The sequence below is a fragment of the Metaclostridioides mangenotii genome, from assembly GCF_017873185.1.
Lineage (GTDB): Bacteria > Bacillota > Clostridia > Peptostreptococcales > Peptostreptococcaceae > Metaclostridioides > Metaclostridioides mangenotii.
Window position 1 is genome coordinate 54,564 of the sequence record NZ_JAGGJX010000002.1, and the last position, 17,747, is coordinate 72,310.

Annotated in this window: 14 protein-coding genes; 12 read left to right on the forward strand and 2 right to left on the reverse strand. The window is 32.3% G+C overall.

The genetic code is table 11. The annotated features are described in order from the left end of the window. The first annotated feature begins 174 nt into the window (after window positions 1–174). Together J2Z43_RS06400 and cspC are read left to right on the forward strand one after the other, a co-directional pair. Window positions 175–1,860, forward strand: a complete 1,686-nt coding sequence (locus tag J2Z43_RS06400) for a S8 family peptidase (RefSeq protein WP_234926121.1) — start codon at window positions 175–177, stop codon at window positions 1,858–1,860. 9 nt (window positions 1,861–1,869) lie between these two features. Continuing rightward, window positions 1,870–3,543, forward strand: a complete 1,674-nt coding sequence (gene cspC, locus J2Z43_RS06405; RefSeq protein ID WP_209456428.1) for a bile acid germinant receptor pseudoprotease CspC — start codon at window positions 1,870–1,872, stop codon at window positions 3,541–3,543. A 268-nt stretch (window positions 3,544–3,811) separates the two neighbouring features. Here cspC and J2Z43_RS06410 read toward each other — a convergent pair whose 3' ends face one another. Then, entirely contained in the window at window positions 3,812–3,973 is a 162-nt protein-coding gene (locus J2Z43_RS06410; protein ID WP_209456429.1) for a hypothetical protein, read from the reverse strand. 340 nt (window positions 3,974–4,313) lie between these two features. On the opposite strand from J2Z43_RS06410, the gene J2Z43_RS06415 reads away from it, so the two are divergent. The 3 genes from J2Z43_RS06415 to J2Z43_RS06425 all read left to right on the forward strand — a co-directional run bounded on the left by J2Z43_RS06415 (window position 4,314) and on the right by J2Z43_RS06425 (window position 6,930). Continuing rightward, a complete protein-coding gene (locus J2Z43_RS06415) occupies window positions 4,314–4,961 on the forward strand; it encodes a DsbA family oxidoreductase (protein ID WP_209456430.1) in 648 nt (215 codons plus the stop codon). Between the two features lie 616 nt (window positions 4,962–5,577). Next, the gene (locus J2Z43_RS06420) at window positions 5,578–6,195 is read left to right on the forward strand and encodes an acetate uptake transporter (protein ID WP_209456431.1); all 618 of its coding nucleotides are present in this window, start codon (window positions 5,578–5,580) and stop codon (window positions 6,193–6,195) included. 285 nt (window positions 6,196–6,480) lie between these two features. Further along, complete coding sequence (locus J2Z43_RS06425; RefSeq protein WP_209456432.1) at window positions 6,481–6,930, forward strand: GNAT family N-acetyltransferase; 450 nt, start codon at window positions 6,481–6,483, stop codon at window positions 6,928–6,930. A 226-nt stretch (window positions 6,931–7,156) separates the two neighbouring features. Here J2Z43_RS06425 and J2Z43_RS06430 read toward each other — a convergent pair whose 3' ends face one another. Beyond that, window positions 7,157–7,501, reverse strand: a complete 345-nt coding sequence (locus tag J2Z43_RS06430) for a winged helix-turn-helix transcriptional regulator (protein ID WP_209456433.1) — start codon at window positions 7,499–7,501, stop codon at window positions 7,157–7,159. Between the two features lie 339 nt (window positions 7,502–7,840). On the opposite strand from J2Z43_RS06430, the gene J2Z43_RS06435 reads away from it, so the two are divergent. The 7 genes from J2Z43_RS06435 (at window position 7,841) to J2Z43_RS06465 (ending at window position 17,684) form a co-directional block, all read left to right on the forward strand. Beyond that, window positions 7,841–8,476, forward strand: coding sequence for an NAD(P)-dependent oxidoreductase (locus J2Z43_RS06435; protein WP_209456434.1), 636 nt, complete (start codon window positions 7,841–7,843; stop codon window positions 8,474–8,476). A 425-nt stretch (window positions 8,477–8,901) separates the two neighbouring features. Further along, window positions 8,902–11,265 (forward strand): HAD-IC family P-type ATPase, encoded by a 2,364-nt coding sequence (locus J2Z43_RS06440; protein ID WP_209456435.1) that lies wholly within the window; start codon window positions 8,902–8,904, stop codon window positions 11,263–11,265. Window positions 11,266–11,455: 190 nt separating this feature from the next. Beyond that, window positions 11,456–11,950, forward strand: a complete 495-nt coding sequence (locus tag J2Z43_RS06445; protein ID WP_209456436.1) for a DNA-deoxyinosine glycosylase — start codon at window positions 11,456–11,458, stop codon at window positions 11,948–11,950. Window positions 11,951–12,204: 254 nt separating this feature from the next. Next, entirely contained in the window at window positions 12,205–12,810 is a 606-nt protein-coding gene (locus J2Z43_RS06450; protein ID WP_330617467.1) for a nitroreductase family protein, read from the forward strand. Window positions 12,811–13,042: 232 nt separating this feature from the next. Next, complete coding sequence (locus J2Z43_RS06455) at window positions 13,043–15,193, forward strand: exosporium glycoprotein BclB-related protein (RefSeq protein ID WP_209456437.1); 2,151 nt, start codon at window positions 13,043–13,045, stop codon at window positions 15,191–15,193. Between the two features lie 417 nt (window positions 15,194–15,610). Continuing rightward, window positions 15,611–16,693 carry a glycosyltransferase gene (locus tag J2Z43_RS06460; protein WP_209456438.1) on the forward strand — a complete coding sequence of 361 codons (1,083 nt, stop codon included), beginning with the start codon at window positions 15,611–15,613 and terminating at the stop codon, window positions 16,691–16,693. Window positions 16,694–16,922: 229 nt separating this feature from the next. Then, window positions 16,923–17,684 (forward strand): epoxyqueuosine reductase, encoded by a 762-nt coding sequence (locus J2Z43_RS06465; protein ID WP_209456439.1) that lies wholly within the window; start codon window positions 16,923–16,925, stop codon window positions 17,682–17,684. Window positions 17,685–17,747: the final 63 nt, after the last annotated feature.

Genomic DNA, 17,747 nt, shown 5'->3' on the forward strand with positions numbered 1-17,747 from the left:
TAAAAACTATGTACTCTTAATAATAATTATAAACTAACAAGTTATATTTTTTTTCATCGAGCTATATATATTAATATTATACATATTTTTATATATATAAATATAAAAAATTTATTTCTAAATCTAATTCATACTTTGTTTATGTCTTACATAATAGAAAAAAGGAATGATAAAATGGAAAGAAAAATAAATCATAGTCTTATGAGGCAAGAGAGTGTTTTGTACGATTTTAATATAACATTTTCACCAAATTTTTTTAATGAGTATGAGGAGGCTGGATATCAGTATGAATTTATTAGACTCAGCGATAACTATGGTGTCTTGCGCCTTAATAGTGCAAATTTTCTTAGAGGATTTGAAAATATACTAGCAATGAGATCAGTATCTAATGTCAAAAAGACGGTTAGAATGGCTCCATTATCTAAAGTATCTCAAGGTACATCTAATGGGGTGATTTCAACTGAAAGTATAGGTGTTAACTATTTTAAAAATAATCCTAATATATCAATAACAGGCAAGGGAGTAATAATTGCTATTGCAGATAGTGGGATAGACTATTTACATAGAGACTTCATATATCCTGATGGAACTTCTAAAATACTTTATTTATGGGATCAGACTAAGGAGGGGAATCCTCCGGAAGGATTTTATTTTGGAACAGAATATACTAGAGAAGATATTAATAGAGCTATTCAGGATAATGATCCTAGTTTATCGCAAGACGAAGAGGGAAGAGGTACGATGCTAAGCGGTATATGTGCAGGTATGGGCAATATTAATCCTGAATACGCTGGGGTAGCTGAGGATGCGGAGTTAATTATTATAAAGCTCGCAACTATAGATGGACATTACAATGATGCAATGCTACATGTATCATCACAATACGCCTATATGAGAGCAAGCCAGTTAAGAAGACCTCTTGTTATAAATATATCTTTGGGTAGCAATAATCTTCTTGGGCTTACAAATATAGATACGACAAGATATTATGATATAGGATTTTGTGAAGTTGTAGGGGCAGGAGATGAGGGAGATACACAGACACATACATCAGGAAGGATGCAAACTGAAGGGGAAGTAGTAGATATAGAGCTTGAGCTTAGCGAAGATGAAGAAGAGTTAACTATAGATCTATGGGTAGAGAATCCAGACCAAATGGATGTTAGAGTATACTCTCCTTCAGGGGAATATACAAGAAATATAGGTGCGTATGCCAGTTATTTGCAAGTAAGTGGCTTATTCGATTTAGAAGGTACATCGTACACTTTAATATCTTCATATCCTACACCTTTGTCGGGACAACAATATACACAGATATATTTGAAAAGTGTCAAACGTGGAGTATGGTCCATTAGACTTACTGGTATAACTATAATTAATGGAGGGTATAATTTATACTTGCCAAATAGAGTGTTTATAAAAAGCGGAACGAGGTTTAGAAATTCAAAACCGGATTATACAATTAATTATCCGGGAATCAGAGAAGAAATTATAACTATAGGAGCATATAATTCTTTAAATCGAAGTTTGTGGAACGGATCGTCTAGAGGGCCAACAATCCAAAACTGGTTAAAGCCTGACATTATTGCTCCTGGTGTAAATATAATTGCGCCATATCCTAATAATACTTATGGAACTATAACAGGAACAGGAGCAGCAGCAGCCAATGTATCAGGTGGGGCTGCAATGTACTTTCAATATACCCTTGTTGATGGATTGTACTTAAGACAAGCGTATTCATCCAATTTAAAAACATTTTTAAAATTAGGAGCTAGTCAAAATCAAAATATAGAATACCCAAACAATAGTTATGGATACGGTGTATTAGATATAAGAAAGATGTTTGATGTTTTTAGATAGGAGGTAAATATGGAAAAATCTTATTATATAGTATATCAAGGTGATTTAGCTTCCGCTTTTCGTGCGAGAGGTTTAAATAAATTTATTATATTAAATGATAGATTAGCGGTTATATATACACCTGAAGACTTTAAATCACAAACCTTAAACGATATATATGAAGTATCTTGGTATAGTGAGACGATACCAATGAGTTCGATGATAGAAATATCAGATGACCACGCTTTGGGCGATAGCGCTAGAGAAGTTTCAGGGGTAAATTATCTTTATAATAATGTCTACAATGACATAACAGGGGACGGTGTACTAATTGCAATTATAGATTCAGGAGTAGACTATTTGCATCCAGATCTAATTAGAAATGATGGATCTAGCAAGATAATAAGCTTATGGGATCAGGAGGGTATCATAAATCCTCCGCCTGAAGGGTATCTATTTGGAAGTGAGTTTACAAAAGATGAATTAAATGCAGCTATTGCAAGAAATGATGGAAGTTTAAGTAGAGATGATGTGGGAACAGGTACAATGGCTGCTGGTATTACTGTGGGAGAAGGAAGGGTGAATTCTAATAACAAAGGAATATCAGAAGGGGCTGAATTGATTGTAGTTAAATTAAGAACATATCCTGGAAGGTATTATGTGGAAAAGCAAAACTACACTGCAACAGATTTTCTAGCTGCATTTTCATATGTTATAAACGTTGCAATTAAAGAAGAGAAATCATTAATAATAAATTTAACACTTGGATTAAGATCTTCATTTGGACTTGTGTCACTTCTCAATACATTTAATGAATTACAATATCCAGGAATTGTTGTTGTAAGTGGGGCAGGAGATCAAAGAAATACATATATACATTATGCTGGTAAATTTTCAAATCAATCAGATGTAAATGATATTACTATAAAATTTGGAGAGGGAGAAAATCTAGATATCTATCTAGAGGGAGGCGATTTAGATAGGGTAAATGCAACCGTAATTTCTCCAGGTGGAGAAGTTAGTTATACTGCATACTATGCACCTGATTACTATGAATACATTGGAAAATTTAATTTAGAAAACACAACGTATGTAGTTAGATACTTTTACCCGTGGATATCATCGGGATCCGAGCTTCTCGAAATAAATCTAAGGAATATGAAACCAGGAGCTTGGACTCTAAGGGTAAGGCCCGATATATATCAAAGTGGAGAATATCATGTTTATCTTCCGAATAAAAATCTTTTAGATATAGGGGATGGATTTATTGATTCAGATTCATTTTCTACTACAACTCTTTATGGTAGCGGGGCTAATACCATTACTGTAGGAGCCTATGATAGTAGGTATGATGGAATATGGATTGGATCATCAAAAGGCCCAGTAAAAATAGCTGGAGTGAAACCAGATATTGTGGCACCTGGTGTCAATATTATTTCAACTTATGGAAATGATAGTTATAAAGTAGGTACTGGAACAGGTGTAAGTAGCTCAGTTGTATCAGGGATGTTAGCATTGATTATGGAATATATTAGAAAACAAAGTAAAATGCCAAAAATGTTACTATTACCAGAAATATTAAGTACATATTTAAAACTAGGGGCGACAAGAAAAAATGATCTATACAAATATCCCAATAGCTCTCTAGGTTATGGTGTAGTTGATTTTAAAACAACAATTCAAAAAATTTCAGATAATTTATAAGGAAAAAGGTTTATTGAGAAAATCAGTTGAAAAGTTAAAACCTTCCAAATTGATGATTTAGTTGCACTTGGATGTTTTATTATAAAGATTAATAGATATATATTATTCTTTATATTTACTATACTCGCAAGAAAATAGAAATCAAAAATTAAATATATTAGCATCAAAAATTATATGTCAAGTTATTGCTAATAAAAAATATAAAATGTATGCCTTTTTGTACTATTAAATATAAAAAGGCACACATTTTTTTAAATTGCTTAAATTTTTAGTGATGTTTGTTTTCATTTACGCTGTTGGTTAAGTTTTTTTCCCAAGCGATAATAACAAGATCTTTTCCTGTTTCATCTTTTATTAGTTTCTCAGCTTTTTTTATTGCACTTTCCTCTGGATTTCCCAACTTTGCTATTTCATATGAATTATTTTGCATGATAAGCCTCCTAAATTTATGCCTTATATTTATTATTCGTTTGTTTTGGGTTATATATATCTAGAAAAAAATAGAAATATAGTAAGTTTGGTTCAATTTTTATAATATGTATGTATTTATAGCAGTTAGTTTGGGTATCAACATAAATAAGTGACTTTAAGGTAGTAAACCGATCATATGATATATTATTATCATATACTGTATATAGGTGTTTTATTTAATGAAGTAAAATAGTTTCATAAATTGATATTTAAACGATTGAGATGATTTATTTAGTTAAAAATTATTTTAAGTTTAAATGTAAATTATTAAAAAATTTTAAAAAGGAAGTGGTTTTAAAATGAAAAAAATAACTATAGAGTTTTTCCACGATGTAATTTGTAGCTATTGCTTTCCAATGTCTTATAAAATGAGAAAATTAGCTAAAGAGAATCCCGATATAGAGATTATCCATAGATCGTTTGCTTTATTAAGCAGTATAGAAGATTTTAAATTGATGTTTGGATCAAGAGAGGCAGCAAAAGGGGAAATAATTCCTCACTGGGAACACGCCAATCAAGTAGATGAGTTACATCGTTTTAATATTGAAGGTATGCAAAAGCAAGATTATCCTTTTCCTATTTCAATGCCAGCATTGTACGCGGCAAAATCTGCTGGAATTTTAGGTGGTCAGCTTGCTTATTGGGATGTGTTTGATAATCTACAACATGCGTTCTTTGTTGAAAGTAAAAATGTTGAAGAAAATGAAGTTATATATGAATGTGTTAAAAAAGCAGGATTGAATTTCGACGAATGGAAAAACTTATACGACTCTGATAAGGTTAAAGGAGATGTGGAGGAAGATTTTAAATTTGTTCATAAATATGGAATAGATGTTGTTCCTACTCTCGTTATGAATGGTAAATACAAGATATCGGGGGCACAACCTTACGGCGACCTTTTAAAGGCGATTAATAAATTAACGGATGAAGCAAAGAGTAAAAATTAATAACATAAATTAACGAGTGAAGCAAAGAACATGTATTAAATACTTAATTAACGGATTGAATAATGAGGTTAATTAATAGTTTTATTTAGGAGATTTTAAACGTTTAAAAATCTCCTTTTTTTATGTATTTGTTGACACATATCTAGCAAGTCAATATAATTATCGTAACTTAATAATCAGTAATCATAGGAGACAGAAATCAATAAGCTTACTTTTAAGTGCATGAAATGAGAGGTATGTCAATTTACGGCATGATATAATAATTAAAATACATATGTTAAATTAATTTAGTTGGAGGAAAATTATGGTACATCTAGTATATTGTGATGATAAAGAAAAGGTTTTGGAAAAAATAGTGGCAGGCGAATTGAAGATGTTGTAGAGGGTACGAGTATACCGTTTAATTACGAAAAATCAAAATTAAAAAAGTAAACAGAATAAATACATCCCTAGCGATAAATACTGAATCGCTAGTTTTTTTTGAGTTGAATTATATTATAGATACTAAAAATGTATAAAAACTATTGAGTTGATTGAAAATTCTTGAGTTAGCTACCTTTTTATGTTAATGTTTATAAAGGGAAAAATAAAATATAAATTTAGGAGGTATTTTTTTATGAGTGTTCACTCGACAGAAATTTCACAGAATGTGACAGTGAGTGTAGCCGATCCTTCAGCAATAGGGCTTTTTGGATTAGCAATGGTGACTTTAGTAGCTTCAAGTCAAAAATTAGGTATAACATCAGATCTTTCTTATGTTTTACCAGTAGCAATATTTTTAGGTGGTTTAGCACAGATATACGCATCTATAAATGATGCGAAATTAAATAATACATTTGGAAGTACAGCATTTGGAGCGTACGGATTTTTCTGGTTAGTAGTTGCATCTTGTTGGTTAATAAACTACGGAGTATTTGGTGTGACTTTACAGCAGGCAGTTGATGTAAATCAATTAGGATTTATTTATTTTGGGTATCTTATATTTACTTTATTTATGACATATGGAGCGGCTGGAACACACAAAGTGCTATTTTCTATATTTGTTTTAATTGACTTTCTTTTCTTGGGACTTTCAATGAGCACTTTCGGAGTAGCTCCAGAATTAGGTCACAGTCTTGCAGCTTACTCGGAATTATTAATAGCCCTTTTATCTTTCTATGGATCGGGTGCTTCAGTTTTAAATACACACTACAAGAGAGTAGTTCTTCCAGTTGGGAAAGCTCTTATTAAGTAGGACTAGCAATTATAACTATATTTTATTGAGCCAGTACATATAGTACTGGTTTTTTGGTTTAAAAAATCCAATGTATATTGATATAATCACCACCTATAACTATTAGTATTTTAATATAAATCTCTATTTTATCAGGAATTTGTTAATAAGTTTAATACAATGATATAATCAATTTAATTAGAATAAAGTGATGAGATATTGCCAAAACTAGGTAATATAGTGTATTTAAAAGTTAAGAAGATTTAAGCATTGAAAAATAAGTGACATAAGGAAGGGAGAATAGCAATGTTATCGATTAGAAAAATGGAGCTAAGTGACAAAAAAGAAGTTATGGATATGGTAGATGAATTTTACAACAGTGATGCAGTTCTTCACAAGGTAGATATGAGTATACTTGAGCGTTCATTTATGGATGCAGCTGGAGATGAGCCTTCAGTATGTGGCGCTGTTTTAAGTGAAGGTGATGATGTTGTAGGATTTGCATATATGGCTATGACTTATTCATGTGAAGCGGGTGGAAAAACTATTATATTGGAGGAACTTTATCTAAAAGATCAATGTAGAGGAAAAGGATATGGAAAGAAATTCTTCAACTGGATGTTTGATTCATTCCCTGAAGTTATACGTTTCCGTTTAGAAGTCACAGGTAAAAATGAAGGTGCAAGTGCTCTTTATAGAAGACTTGGATTTGAAGACTTGGATTACAATCAAATGATATTTGATAGAAATATGTAGATAGAATATTGTTTTTACATATTTAATACAAAAAGATGAACTCTGTGTTGAAAGATATGGGAAATATCAAAAATAAGGGAAATTATTGATGATATTCGTGAAACAGGGTTGATTAATGGTACAAAGTAAGAGAAATAAGGAAAAATTGAGGAAATTAAAAACTGTAAATTTTTCGTTTCAGACCTTATTTCAATCTAAAAACTCAAATAAAAGAGCACAAGCTATATTAAACTTGTGCTCTTTTTGTAATTTCAGCATTGTTTTTATAAGTAGTTCCCCAATCATACATTACATCTAAGATAGGTTTAAGACTGTATCCTACCTCTGTAAGAGTGTATTCAACTCTCGGAGGAACTTCTGCATATACTTTACGAGTTAAAAGCGCACTTTCTTCCATTGCTCTTAAGTTAGAAGTAAGTACCTTCTGGGTTATACTGCCTACAGATTTTTTTAGTTCTCCGAATCTTTTAGTACCGTCCATCAAATCTCTTAATATTATGACCTTCCATCTATCTCCGATGAGCTGAAGTGTAACCTCAACAGGACATGCGGGTAAATTATTTTCTACCATATCGAGACCTCCTAAAATTTTATTATATATTATATTCGTAACTTATCTACCTTTTATTTACCTTATTAATTTTTGTTTATCTAGTTTGTAATTTCAGTTAGTTTTACAGACTGATTATAATACTTTTATCATTAATTTACAAATAAAATTGAATATATTATAAAAAAATAATTATAAATATATTGAAAATACATAATAGTATACAAAGAGATACTAGAGCACTTTGAAGTGCTTACTTTACTAAATATACTAAAACTTTTAAACTTAAATTAAGCAAATAAAATAATAACATAAAATTAGGATATAAAACTATAAACTAAATTTCAGGAGGAAAAGATTATGAAGATAGCAGTTATAGGAGCAACAGGTAAACAAGGGAGTTTACTATTAGAAGAATCAATAAAGAGAGGTCATGACACATCTGCGATAGTTAGAAAAGATAACGGAAATATAAATAATAAAGCAGGGTTAATTGTAAGAGATATATTAGATATAAACTACAGCGACCTTAAAGAGTTCGATGTAATTGTAGATGCACTGGGATTTTGGACAGAGGAGACCCTACCACTTCACTATACATCATTAAAGCACTTTGCAGACGTGCTTAGTGGAAAAGAGAATCGTCTATTAGTAGTAGGAGGAGCAGGAAGTCTGTATGTAGATAAAGAACTTAAAACTAGACTGATGGATACTCCAGATTTCCCTGATGATTATATGCCAATAGCAGTAAATATGGGGAAAGCATTTGACGAAATAAAAACTAGAAATGATGTTAAATGGACATATTTAAGTCCAGCAGCAAATTTTGTTGCAGATGGAGTTCGCACTGGAAGCTACAAAGTTGGAGGAGATATTCTTACATTAAATAGCAAAGGTGAAAGCGAAATAAGCTATGCAGATTTTGCTGTAGCGATGATTGATGAGGCAGAAAACGCAAAACATATACAAGAGCGTTTCTCAGTAGTATCTAAGTAAGTTGATTAATGAACATATCAACTTAAGGGTTGATTATATAGTAAATTATTTTATTCAACTATAAATAGAGCAGATAAATAGTTATAAACAACAAAACTATAAAACTATATAGCTATAAACATTTTAATATATACAATATATGGGGAGTATTTGCAATATGACTAAAGTCGTTGTGAACTCCCTCTATTTTATTGTTATAAATTATTGTTTAGAATATAGTTTATATATCTGCCAAGATATTATCTAAAGATACAAAAATTTATTAAAAATACTAAAGATTTACTTAATTTTCGATTAGTATATGTCTAATTATGATATTATTTAAAATAAATAAAAACAAAAAATATAATAACTATATAAATAAAGTATATTTTGGAATATTAATAATAAGATAGTAATTTAGGTAGAAGGGATGACTGTAAAACATGAATCAAAATATCAATGGATTGACAAGCGCTGAAGTTGAACAAAAAATTAAGTGTGGAGAAAGCAATCTACCTATAAAGCCATTAACTAGGAGCTATAAAAGAATATTTACAGATAATATATGTACATTATTTAATCTTATAAATATAGTAATAGCTGCTTTTATTATATATACAGGAAGTTATAAAAATCTGCTATTTTTAGGAGTAGTAGTATCTAATATATTTATAGGTATAATTCAAGAAATAAGGGCAAAAAAGAGCGTAGATAAATTATCCTTATTGAACCAAGCTAAAGCTAGTGTAGTAAGAAATGGTGAGGAAATAAAAATAAACCAACAAGATTTGGTTAAAGATGATGTAATACTGGTTCGTAGAGGAGATCAACTTTGTGTTGACGGAACAGTTATTGAAACAAATGGACTTGAAGTAGATGAGTCGCAATTGACAGGAGAATCGGATCCTGTTTATAGATACGTAGATTCTGATGTTATGTCGGGAAGTTTTGTTATAAGTGGGTCAGCGTATATAAAAGTAACTAATGTTGGAGAACAGAGCCATGCTTCTAAGATTGCGATGGAAGCTAAAAAATCAAAGGATATAAATAGTGAGCTTATAAGAACTCTGAAAATAATAATAAAAATGCTTACATTTGCTATAATTCCAATAGGAATACTTCTTTTTATGTCTAAGTTTGCAACTGGTGTAGATAAAACTCAGGCAATACTGGGAACTGCTGCGGCAGTAATAGGGATGATTCCAGAGGGATTAATTCTTATTACTTCTATTGCTTTAGCAGTAGGTGTAATTAACCTAACGAGAAAAAAAGTCCTAGTCAAAACAATGGGATCGATAGAAAATTTGGCTCGTGTTGACCTGCTATGCCTAGATAAAACTGGTACTATCACTGATGGAAAAATAAAAGTATTAGATATCGTCTCATTTTCTGATAAACATGATGAAGATCTTGAAAAAGCTATATCAACTTTAGTTTTCAGTCTTGATGATGACAATGCCACTAGTCTTGCTTTAAAATCAGTTTTAGCAGAACCTAATGACTGGACGACTATATCTAAAGTCCCGTTTTCTTCTGAGAGAAAGTGGAGTGGAGTTACTTTTGAATCTCAAGGGAGTTATGTAATGGGAGCTCCTGAATATATCTTTAAAAGCATACCAAAGGGAATACAGGATAGAATTGACAGATCAACTAGTAGAGGTGAGAGAGTTTTAGCATTTGCTCATTCAGAAAACCATATTAGTGATAATGAACTCCCTGAAGATTTAAAATTATTAGGAATAGCGATTATGGAAGATACAATTAGACCTGAAGCAAAAGCCACTCTTAGCTACTTTAAAGATCAAGGGGTTTTAGTGAGAATTATTTCGGGTGATAATGCAAAAACTGTATCACAAATCGCCAGTAGAGCAGGTGTTGATGGTGCACAACAGTATATAGATATGAGTAATGTTTCGGACGATGAGGATTTAATTAAATTCACTGAGATGTATAAGGTTTTCGGACGAGTTAGTCCTGAGCAAAAGAAAAAGTTAGTAAAAGCATTTAAAGATCAAGGATATACAGTCGGAATGACTGGGGATGGAGTAAATGATATTTTAGCATTAAAAGAGGCAAATTGCAGTATTGCTATGGCAGAAGGTAGTGATGCGGCTAAGGGAGTATCTGATTTCGTTTTACTAGACTCAAACTTTGATTCTATGGTAGGCGTAGTGATGGAGGGTAGAAGAGTTGTCAATAATATACAGCAAGTTGCATCTCAGTATTTAATGAAAACTGTGTATTCAACGATACTAGCGACTTTATTTATATTTATAAACTCAGCGTATCCATTTCATCCTATACAACTTATGCCAATCACAGCACTTGGTGTAGGGATACCCTCATTTTTCTTAGCTTTAAGACCAAACTACTCTCAAATAAAGGCTGGTTTTTTAGTGAATGTACTGATCCCTGCATTTTCATCTGGAATATCAGTAGTTGTATATATACTAACTATAATGGTTCTAGGAAGTTTTTTTGAGCTTAGTTTTGGAATGAAATCAACTCTATGTGTTGTGTTAACAGGTGCTGTATGTTTTACATCTCTAGTTAGAATTTCTAAACCAATTAACAAAAAAATTGGTACAATGTTAGTAATTCTCATAAGTACGTTTATCATATTAATTGTATTTTTTAGAGGGATATTTTCTCTTGAAAATGTATTAAGTATAAGGATGCTAATGATAGCTGTTCCTTTATTGCTATCGGTTATCCCGGTGTATAACTTTATAAGAATGATGATTACATTTACCATTAAGAAGTATATCGCTATTAAATATAAGTTTAAATATAAAGTACAAGCTTAAATACAAGATGAAGTTCAAATATAAAGTAATCCGTTCTCTAAGTGTCTTACAGGGTTAAGGAAATTAATATTGATAGATTATTTATTGACAGTTTTCATCTCTTTTGCGAGGTAGGGAGTTAAACGTTGTTACCACGCATTGACTTATCACTGAGAAGTTAGAGGATAAGGATAGTTTGAAAGGAGAACAAATGCTAGATAAAATTACACATACAATTGAACCGGTGTATGATGAAAATTCGAAAATTCTAATACTAGGGACAATGCCATCTCCAAAGTCGAGAGAAGTAGGCTTTTACTATGGACATTCTCAAAACAGATTCTGGCCTATAATGTCTGAGATATTTTCTATAGATAAATTTAATAATAATGAAGAAAAAATCATGTTTTTAAAGGGGCACCATATTGCCCTGTGGGATGTTTTGAAGTCCTGCGAAATAAAAGGTGCTGAGGATAGCAGTATAAAAAATCCCAAGGCAAATGATATAAACAATATAATAATAAATAGCCATGTAGAAGCTGTATTTACAACTGGAAAAAAGGCTACGGATTTGTACAAAAAACACTGTTATCCAAATTCAGGGATAGAATCTATATATCTACCTTCTACAAGTTCAGCAAATAGAGCTAGATATTCATATGAAGATTTAATCGATGAGTATAAAAGGATATTGGATTATTTGTAAAATAAGGGATTGAACAATCGTTAAAGTAGGTATATAAATTATTTGTAAAATAAATTCATATAATATGTAATATATAAATAATTTATATAACGCTTAACTGCTTTCAAAAAAATAATATATAATACTAATTAGTAATTTTTAGTTATAATCTGTTTGAAAAGTAAACATATAGGTATATATATAGTACAAGGAAATTAACATAAAAATATATACTAGTTGTTAAATAGATTGATAAATTAAAATGGAGGTAAGTTATGATGGGAAGAAATTTTTATAAAATTTTACAGAAAAGACGTACAATATATGGTTTAGATAGAAACATTGAAGTTAGTGAAGATAGAATCGAAGAAGTTATAAAGGATGCAGTTAATTTTGTTCCTTCAGCATTTAACAGCCAAAGTTCGAGAGTTGTAGTGCTGTTTGGGGATCACCATGAAAAATTATGGGAAATAGCTAAAGATAAATTAAGTCAAGTAACACCAGAGGAGCAATTTAAAAACTCTACAGAAGGTAAGATCAATTCATTTAAGGCTGGATACGGTACAGTTTTATTCTTTGAAGATCAATCAATTGTAGAAGACCTTCAAAACAGATTCTCTCTTTATAAAGATAACTTCCCAGTATGGGCTGAACAAACTAGCGGTATGTTACAATATATAGTTTGGTCGTCTCTAGAGATAGAAGGACTAGGAGCATCTCTTCAACATTACAATCCACTTATAAATGAAGATGTTTATAAGACTTGGGATATACCAAGTAACTGGAAGTTTATAGCTCAAATGCCATTTGGTAATCCGACATCAACACCTGATGATAAAGAGTTTGGGCCATTGGATGAAAAATACAAAGCATTTAAATAATATATAGAAATAACACAGAGGTATTCGATATTAATATTGGATACCTCTTTTTGTTATATTTAAATTTAAACTATATTTTAATAAATTTTAAATATAATAAAAAAAAGGAAGTTAATTCTGTAAAAATATACAATAAAGTCGAATAAGAAATTAATCACAAGAATTTGAATACGAACATAATATATAGAGAGCATAGGCTCAAATAAGAAAGATTAGGAGTTGTGATTGATTAATGGGAAAGTACTATAAATATTTTAGTGAAGACGATAATTTAAAATTCAACAAAAACAATTGCTGTAATGATTGTTGTAATGACCACTGTGATGGTTGTCATGATGATTGCTGCGATGATTGTCATAGACCTAAACCACCACATTGCTGCCCACGCCGTGGAGCGACGGGAGCAACAGGAGCGACGGGAGCGACAGGAGCGACAGGACGAACAGGAGGAACAGGAGCAACAGGAGGAACAGGAGCAACAGGACGAACAGGAGCAACAGGAGGAACAGGAGCAACAGGAGCAACAGGAGGAACAGGAGGAACAGGAGCAACAGGAGCAACAGGAGGGACAGGCATAACAGGCCCAACAGGCCCAACTGGCGAATTTGATCCAGATCAAGTATTACTTCATGTTATTGGAAATGGTCCTACTGGTAGTAGTGTACCTTTATTCCTAGGGGATGACTTAATATTTGAGTCTTCTACACTTGACATAACAGTAACAACTGGACCTGGTTCTGATATTGTTACTATAGATGACTTTATATCAGGAGTAACAGGAGCAACAGGAGCGACAGGTCCAACAGGCTCAACAGGAGACACAGGATTAACAGGAGCGACAGGTTCAACAGGAGCAACAGGCACAGGCCCAACAGGGGTGACAGGGGCGACAGGAGCAACAGGTGTAACAGGCCCAACAGGAGCAACAGTAGGAGCAACAGGCCCAACAGGCCCAACAGGAGCGACAGGTTCAACAGGACCAACAGGCTCAATAGGCTCAACAGGAGACACAGGAGCGACAGGAGCGACAGGACCAACAGGTTCAACAGGTTCAACAGGAGTAACAGGAGCGGCAGGTTCAACAGGAAATACAGGAGCGACAGGTTCAACAGGAAATACAGGAGCGACAGGTTCAACAGGAAATACAGGAGTGACAGGCTCAACAGGAGCAACAGGAGCAACAGGGTCAACAGGAGATACAGGAGATACAGGAGCAACAGGAGATACAGGAGATACAGGAGCAACAGGAGTAACAGGAGTAACAGGAGTAACAGGAGATACAGGAGCGACAGGTCCAACAGGTTTAACTGGCTCAACAGGATTAACAGGAGCGACAGGTTCAACAGGAAATACAGGAGCGACAGGTTCAACAGGAGCAACAGGACACACAGGAGCAACAGGATTAACAGGAGTGACAGGAGGGACAGGAGCAACAGGAGACACAGGAGCAACAGGAGCAACAGGACACACAGGATTAACAGGAGTAACAGGGGCAACTGGGGACACAGGAGCAACAGGACACACAGGAGCAACAGGATTAACAGGAGCAACAGGAGCAACAGGAGCAACAGGACACACAGGAGCAACAGGATTAATAGGAGCAACAGGTGATACAGGAGCGACAGGAGCAACAGGAGCAACAGGACACACAGGATTAACAGGAGTAACAGGAGTAACAGGGGCAACTGGGGACACAGGAGCAACAGGACACACAGGAGCAACAGGAGTAACAGGGGCAACTGGGGACACAGGAGCAACAGGACACACAGGAGCAACAGGATTAACAGGAGTAACAGGAGCAACAGGAGTAACAGGAGCAACAGGAGCAACAGGACACACAGGAGCGACAGGAGGAACAGGAGCAACAGGAACAACTGGAAATGGAGCTATAATTCCATTTGCATCAGGTACTCCGATTACGTTAACTTCAGTACTTGGAGGAGCAGTAGGTCTACCTTCATTTATAGCTTTTGGGTTCGCAGTTCCAGGTGTTACAGTTTTAGGATCAACTATAGATTTACTTGGTCTTAATAACGTGGCTTTCTCAATGCCTAGAGGTGGAGTTATAAGTTCTATATCAGCTTATTTTAGTGCAACAGCTGGATTGGCAATTACAGGAACTACAATTACAGTAACTGCTCACTTGTACAGTTCACCTACACCTAATGATATCTTTACTCCAATAGCAGGAGCATCAGTTGCATTATCTCCATTAGTAGGTCCAATTGTAGTTGGCGATACAGCTAATGCAACTTTAACTGGACTAAGTATACCAGTAACAAATCAAACAAGAATATTAATGGTTTTCTCTATTACAGCTGCAGGTATTACATTAGTTAATAGTCTAGTAGGACAGGCGAGTGCTGGTATAACTATATTATAAGAACTTTAATGTAAATAATACTATTAATATAAAATAGTTTAAATATAGCTATTGGCGATTATTATAAATCGCCAATAAGCTTTTTATTTTTTTGAATAATTATTTTATCGTGTAGATTTTAGAAAAAGTTAAATTATAATAATATGATTGGATTTTATATGGGGAAAGTAATAAATTAGATTTTTAAATAATATATTTAATACATACAGAGATAATTAATACTTTATTGCACATATAGGAATTTTGTGGATTTGGATTATTAATTATTCAAGAACTATTTTATATTTCAAAATGATATTCAATCAACTAACATAGTTAGACATGGAGTAAATTAAAGAATGTCGAAATATGTTAGTAGTTTTTTATGCAGAAATATTTTTAAACTAGATAAAAAATTTACATTGAGAGGGGTATTTCATGATTGATATAAGTTTATGTATGATTGTTAAGGATGAAGAGGACGTTATAGGGAGATGTTTAGATTCAGTAAAAGATATTGTTGATGAAATTATTATAGTTGATACTGGATCTACTGACAAAACGAAAGATATTGTTGGAAAATATACAGATAAAGTTTATGAATTTAAGTGGATCGAAGATTTTGCAGCTGCTCGTAATTTTTCATTTTCTAAGGCAAGCAAAAGTTATATAATGTGGCTTGACGCTGATGATGTTATTCTACAAAAAGATAAAGTAGGATTACTTAAATTAAAAAAATCATTGAGTAGTACAATTGACATGGTTATGATGAAATATAATGTAGCATTTGATGCTGATGGCAAACCTACTCACTCATACTTTAGAGAGAGGATATTTAAAAGAAAAAATAATTATAGATGGGTTGGAGAGATACATGAAGTAATAGTACCATCTGGAAATATAATTCATTCTGAGGTAGCAATTACCCACAAAAAAGAAGGACATAAAGATCCTAAAAGAAACATTAGAATTTTTGAAAAGATGATAAAAGACGGGAAAAAATTGGGTCCAAGAGAACAGTTTTATTATTCGAGAGAATTATACTACAACTATAGATATGAAGAAGCTATAAAAGGATTTGAAGATTTTTTAGACTCAGGAGAGGGATGGATAGAAGATTGCATTAGCGCATGTAAAGATATGTCTACATGCTATTACTTAATAAAAGAGGATAAAAAAGCTTTATATTCACTTTTTAGAAGTTTTGAATTTGATGAACCAAGAGCGGAAATATGTTGTGATGTAGCTAAACATCTATTTGATAGAGCTCAATATAAACAGTCTATATATTGGTATAAAGTAGCATTAAATAAGGATATAAATGATGTAAAACAAGGATTTAAATTAAATGATTGCTATGATTTCATACCAAGTATACAGTTAAGTGTTTGTTATGATAGATTAGGTGACGTAGAAAAGGCAATTTTCTATCATGAAAAATCAAAGAAGCTTAAGCCTAATAATGAAGCTGTTTTGTATAATGAAAATTATTACAATAGCTTGAAGAATAAGAAAAAATAAAACATGAGGAGATTTATTTATTTGAAATATTATTCAAGGGGGCTGAGTAAATGATCTAGCTATATGTAGCTTTCATATCGAATATCTACATATAGCTTTTTTATATATATTGCTCTATATTAAAAATAGATTTATCATAAAGTGTATGAGTTATATATTGTTACAATTTATTAGTGGTTTCAGTTTTAACAAATTCACAAAAAGATAATTAAATTTGGAGGGAGTTTTCATGAATGAAAAGGTTGAATTCTTAATAAGAAGCTATATAAATGAATTTTCTAACAGAGAAGACGTACACACCCGTTGGAAAGATGCAATTATAAGGTTTGCTGATGCAAACGATTCACTTTTCTATAATCTGAAGAGTGCGGTAAGTAGTACACATGCAATGCCAAAAGATTTTTTGGATGAAGCAGAGACTGTTATCGTATATTTTATACCGTTTACTGACGAAATTAATAAAAGCAATATAGAAGGTAGGGAATGCTCTGAAGAATGGGCAAGAGCATATGTGGAATCAAATAAATTAATGCAAGAACTAAATCAATATTTAGAAGATGAACTTGAAGATAGTGGTTATAAATCTTACGCAATACCAGGTACTTATAACTTTGACACAGATAAACTTATAAGTGATTGGTCTCAAAGACATGTTGCTTATATTGCGGGACTTGGATCTTTTGGTTTAAATAACATGATGATTACAGAAAAAGGTTGCTGTGGAAGAATTGGTAGTATAGTTACAAGTCTAAAGTTAGAGCCTTCTAATAGACTAAATGAGGAATATTGCCTATATAAAAAGAATGGAAAGTGCAAAGCATGTGTAAGAAGATGTGTTAACGATGCCTTAAAAGTTGATGAATTTGTAAGAAATAACTGTTACGATATATGTTTAGAAAACGATAAAAAGTACTCGTATCTTGGACTTTGCGATATATGCGGTAAGTGCACGGTAGGGGTACCATGTTCTACAAAAATTCCATATAAATAATAATTAAAAACTAACTTTTCATATAAATAGTTTACAAATGGAAAGTTGGTTTTGTTTTATTGA